The following is a 4,974-nucleotide window of genomic DNA, read 5'->3' as shown; positions in this document are numbered from 1 at the left end:
CGCGCCGGTGGGCGCGCCGGGCAACATGGGCAACGCGGCGGCCAAGGCCTGGAACACCCGCTTCGGTCTGTACCAGGGGTCCAGCAACGTCACCAACGCGCCGCCGGACTTCACCGGCTACGCCTACACGACGACCAACTGGCCCGCCGGCGCCAACGCGCGCCTGGACTTCCTGAGCCGGCGCGGCGCGCATGCGCCCTACGGCAGCAGCGTCGCCGCCGGCAACGCGGAGACCGGGCTGGCGATCAGCAACGCCTACAACCCGACCACCACCGTGGCGCAGCACACGCAGTACGGCGCCGACCGCCGGCTGGTGGTGGCGCCCATCATCGACTGCGCCTCGCTGACCGGCGGCACGCACACGACCACCGTGCTGGGCTGGGGCTGCATGCTGATGCTGCAGCCGATCGACAACCCGAACGACACGCTGAAGATGGAGTACGTCGGCCTGTCGAGCGCCACCGGCAGCCCCTGCGCCTCCTCCGGCGTGGCCGGCGATTCCGCCAGCATCGGACCGATGGTCCCGGCGCTGGTGCAGTGAGGCCGCCATGTCCGCCGCCCGCCCCGCCCGCCTGCTTCCCTCGACGGCCGTGCCGGCGCGGCGCGCCGTGTGCAGTGCGCGCGGCGCATGCGGCGTCGCCGCGGTCGAGCTCGCGCTGCTGATGTCGCCCCTGCTGCTGCTGGTCTTCGGCGCCAGCGAGCTGGGCCGCGCGGTGTTCAGCTACAACATGCTGGACAAGTCGGTGCGCGACGCCGCGCGCCACCTGTCGCAGCACGGCCCCGGCGACGCGACCATCGCCACCGAGGCACGCTGCCTGGCCGTCTACGGCACCACCGACTGCAGCGGCAGCGTGAAGCCGCCGCCGAAGTCGATCGAGGTCGCGGCGAACACCGAGCCCGTCACGTCCGACGCTTGCGTCAGGGTGAAGCTGCCCAGGACCACGTCCGAGAAACTGCCGTTGGTCGGCGTGACGAACACCGGATCCAGCGTCGACGCAGCGGCGGCGCCACCGATCAGGGCCGCGGCCAGCGCCACGGCGAGAGACTTGAACTTCATGCTGCTCCCATCCCGAAAAACGAGTTGATTCGTGAGGAAGTTTGCACTGCAGCATGCGTTCGTGTCTTGCACAAACCCGCGACTTTTGTTGCGGCGCGTCACAGCGGTAAGAAACAGGGGACACGCTTGTCCCCTGCGTGCCTGAATCAGGCATGCCAGCGTGCGTCGCCGGCGCCCCGACCGGCGCTCAGGCCGCCGTCACCCGCATCGGCTTCTGCATCAGGTCACAGGCCTTGCCCTTCTTGGCGCGCTTGCCGGCGTAACCGGCCAGGGCCACGCCCTTCAGCGGTTCCTCCTTGGCCTTGCCGCCGCGCGCCGTCCCGCTGACCAGGAGCTGATTGGTGAAGGCCGCGACGCTCACCAGCGCGTCCTTGGCGTCCAGGTCGATCAGCGTCAGGCCGCGGCCGCCCTTGGGCTGGTGCTTGAGCTCGTCGATCGCGAAGGTCAGCAGCCGCCCCGCCATCGAGAGGCAGGCCACCTGCACCCCGGCGACTTCGCCGGCAGGCACCACCGCGGGCGGCAGCGGCCGCTCCTCGCCTTCCAGGCTCAGGAAGCCCTTGCCGGCCTTCTGGCGGCCGACCAGGTCGCCGACCTCGGCCACCAGGCCGAAGCCGCCGGTGCCCGCGAGCAGCAGCTTCTGCGTCGCCGCGCCGGCGAAGTAATGGGCGATCTGGCTGCCGGATTCCAGCTCGATCAACGTCGTGATCGGCTGGCCGTCGCCGCGGCCGCCCGGCAGCGCCGAGACCGGCACCGAATAGGCCCGGCCATTGCTGCCCAGCACCACCAGCGGATCGACGCTGCGGCACGGGAACACGCCGTAAAGCGAGTCGCCCGACTTGAAGGCCAGCGCCGCCGGATCGACCTCATGGCCCTTGAGCGCGCGCACCCAGCCCTTCAGGCTGACGACGACCGTCACCGGCTCGTCGACGATGCGCACCTCGGCCACGGCGCGCTTGTCCTCCTGGATCAGCGTGCGGCGCTCGTCGCCGTACTGCTTGGCGTCCGACTCGATCTCCTTGACCACCGTGCGGCGCAGCACCGACGGGTTGGACAGGATTTCCTCGAGCTTGCCGGCCTCCTCGCGCAGGCCCTTGAGTTCCTGCTCGATCTTGATGAACTCCAGGCGCGCCAGCTGGCGCAGCCGGATCTCGAGGATGTCGTCGGCCTGGCGCTCGCTGAGCTTGAAGCGCTCGATGAGCGCCGGCTTGGGCTCGTCGGAGTGACGGATCAGCGCGATGACCTCGTCGATGTGCAGCAGGATCTCGTGCCGGCCTTCCAGGATGTGGATGCGGTCGCGGACCTTGTCCAGGCGGTGCTGCGTGCGGCGCGTCACCGTGTTGAGGCGGAAGCCGATCCACTCGGTCAGGATCTTGCGCAGCGTCTTCTGCACCGGGCGGCCGTCGTCGCCGACCATGGTCAGGTTCAGCGGCGCCGAGGTTTCCAGGCTGGTGTGCGCCAGCAGCGTGTTGATCAGGTCCTGCTGCTCGATGGTGCGGCTCTTGGGCTCCAGCACCAGGCGCACCGGCGCGTCCTTGTTGGATTCGTCGCGGGCCTTGTCCAGCACCGCCAGCACCGAGGCCTTGAGCTGCAGCTGCTCCGGCGTGACCGTCTTCTTGCCGGTCTTGACCTTGGGGTTGGTCAGTTCCTCGATCTCCTCGAGCACCTTGGCCGTGCTGACGCCCTGCGGCAGCTCGGTCACCACCAGCTGCCACTGGCCGCGCGCGAGGTCTTCGATCTTCCAGCGCGCGCGCAGCTTCAAGCTGCCGCGGCCGGTGTTGTAGGCGGCGCGGATCTCCTCGGCCGAGCTGATGAGCTGGCCGCCGCCCGGGTAGTCGGGGCCCTGGATCGCGGCGTAGAGCTCGTCGTCGCCCGCGTCCGGGCGCTTGAGCAGCAGCACCGCCGCTTCCGCCACCTCGCGCAGGTTGTGGCTGGGCACTTCCGTGGCCATGCCCACCGCGATGCCCGACGCGCCGTTCAGCAGCACGAAGGGCAGGCGCGCCGGCAGCTCGCGCGGCTCGTTCTCGGAGCCGTCGTAGTTGGGCTGGAAATCGACCGTGCCCTGGTCGAGCTCGTCCAGCAGCAGCCGCGAGTAGATCGACAGCCGGGCTTCCGTGTAGCGCATCGCCGCGGCGTTGTCGCCGTCGCGGCTGCCGAAGTTGCCCTGCCCGTCCACCAGCGGATAGCGCTGGCTGAAGTCCTGGGCCATGCGCACCATCGCGTCGTAGGCGGCCTGGTCGCCGTGCGGGTGGTACTTGCCCAGCACCTCGCCGACCACGCGGGCGCTCTTGACCGCCTTGGCGCCGGTGGCGCCGGCGAAGCCCAGGCCCAGCCGCTCCATCGTGTAGAGGATGCGGCGCTGCACCGGCTTCTGGCCGTCGCTGTAGGTGGGCAGCGCCCGGCCCTTCACCACCGACAGCGCGTATTCCAGGTAGGCCTGCTGCGCGTACTGCGCCAGCGTCAGCGCGTCGCCCGACGGCGCCTGTCCGCCGCCCGGCTGGCCCGGCGTCTCGAAATCAAAGGTCTCTTGCGTCATCTCTCTCATGCCGGCCTGCGCCGGTCGTTCGAATCTTCTTGGGAAATCCTCGGTCGCCGCGCCCGCTCATTCGAGCGGCGCCGCGACCATCGTCAGTTGCCGGGCCCGGGCGCCGAGGCTTCGCTGCAGCAGCGCCCAGTACAGCTCCAGCACCAGGTGCACATGGGCCTGGGTCTCGTCGATGTCGGGCATCTGCCCGCCGGCCCGCCGCACCGCGCCTTCGCCGGCATTCCAGGCCGCCAGCGCCGCGTCCAGCCGGCCGAAGCGCCGCGTCAGGTCCGCCAGCATGCGCGCGCCGATCATCACGTTGGTCCGCGGCTCCAGCAGGTGCAGCGGCCGCCGCAGTTCCTCCGCGGTGGCGTAGCGCTGGGCCGTGGCCGGCGTGATCTGCATCAGCCCGGACGCGCCGCGCGGCGACACCGCTTCCGGCCGGAAGCCGGACTCGACCGCGATGATGGCCTTCAGCAGTTCAGCATCCACGCCGGTCGCCGCCGCCGCCTCGCGCAGGTAGGGCTGCACCGCCTTGACCTCGGGGGCGATGTCCAGCCAGGTCAGCATACGCTGGCCGTGGTCGGTCTTGCCGGGCACGCGCTGGATGCCGCTGAGCGGCGACATCACTGGCTGGAAGCGGCCGTCGACCTGCGTCGGCGCGAAGTGCGCGATGCCGTCGGCGTCCACGTAGCCCCACAGCTCCGCATGCGCGGGCGTCAGCTTGGCCGCGAAGGCCACGGCGATGCTCAGCGCCAGGCGCTTGCGCAGCCGCACGCCGCGCGTCGTGGGGCCGCGGCCGTGGCTCATGACGGCTCCAGCCCCTGCGCCACGCGCGCCTCGAACTCGCGCTTGAGCAGCGACATCACGATCAGGTCGTCGAAGCCCTCGCCCATCACGCCCTGCGCGTCGGGCAGCGGCTCGGCGCGCACGCATTCGCGCAGCCGGCCCTCCTCGACGTAGCCCTCGCTGCGATACAGCGCCTGGGCCCGCGTATTGCGGCCCTTCACATCCAGCCAGAAGCGGTGCGCGCCCAGCTGCGCGAAGGCCATCTTCTTGAGCAGCCGCACGCACACCCGCCCCACGCCCTGCCCCTTCGGACCGAGCACGATGCGCTTGAGCTCCACCGAGCGGTTGGGATTGCGACAGCCCTGCAGGATCACGAAGCCGGCGCGCTCGGCATCCAGCTCGACGATGAAATGGCGCGCGTCCGGAAAACGGATGGCGCCCTCGTGCTGCGTGCGCTCCCAGGGCGTGATGAAGGGCCGGTTGCCCGCGTCCTGCTCCACGCCGACGACGAAGTCCAGGTCGGACAGCATCGTCGGGCGAAGGGTGACGCGGTGTTCTTGCATCACGGTGCTGGCCATGTCGGCCTCAACGCCCGCCCGGCCGCCCG

4 protein-coding genes and 1 pseudogene are annotated in these 4,974 nt (G+C 70.7%); 2 read left to right on the top strand and 3 right to left on the bottom strand.

Features of this window, described 5'->3' with window-relative positions; genetic code table 11:
- Positions 1 to 541, top strand: a pseudogene (locus tag FUT87_RS29130) (pilus assembly protein TadG); the annotation flags it as partial.
- Between the two features lie 7 nt (positions 542 to 548).
- Positions 549 to 1,085 (top strand): TadE/TadG family type IV pilus assembly protein, encoded by a 537-nt coding sequence (locus FUT87_RS20925; protein ID WP_147242267.1) that lies wholly within the window; start codon positions 549 to 551, stop codon positions 1,083 to 1,085.
- Between the two features lie 159 nt (positions 1,086 to 1,244).
- Here FUT87_RS20925 and parC read toward each other — a convergent pair whose 3' ends face one another.
- The 3 genes from parC to FUT87_RS20910 form a co-directional block, all read right to left on the bottom strand.
- The gene (parC, locus tag FUT87_RS20920) at positions 1,245 to 3,599 is read right to left on the bottom strand and encodes a DNA topoisomerase IV subunit A (protein ID WP_186830670.1); all 2,355 of its coding nucleotides are present in this window, start codon (positions 3,597 to 3,599) and stop codon (positions 1,245 to 1,247) included.
- Between the two features lie 57 nt (positions 3,600 to 3,656).
- Complete coding sequence (locus tag FUT87_RS20915) at positions 3,657 to 4,388, bottom strand: lytic transglycosylase domain-containing protein (protein ID WP_147242265.1); 732 nt, start codon at positions 4,386 to 4,388, stop codon at positions 3,657 to 3,659.
- A partial coding sequence (locus FUT87_RS20910; RefSeq protein WP_310735280.1) for a GNAT family protein occupies positions 4,385 to 4,974 on the bottom strand: 590 nt, incomplete at its 5' end. The genes FUT87_RS20910 and FUT87_RS20915, both read right to left, overlap by 4 nt.

The sequence above is a fragment of the Mitsuaria sp. TWR114 genome, assembly GCF_007997345.1.
Note: the sequence above shows the minus strand (reverse complement) of the source record. Positions and strands in the feature narration are given on the sequence as shown.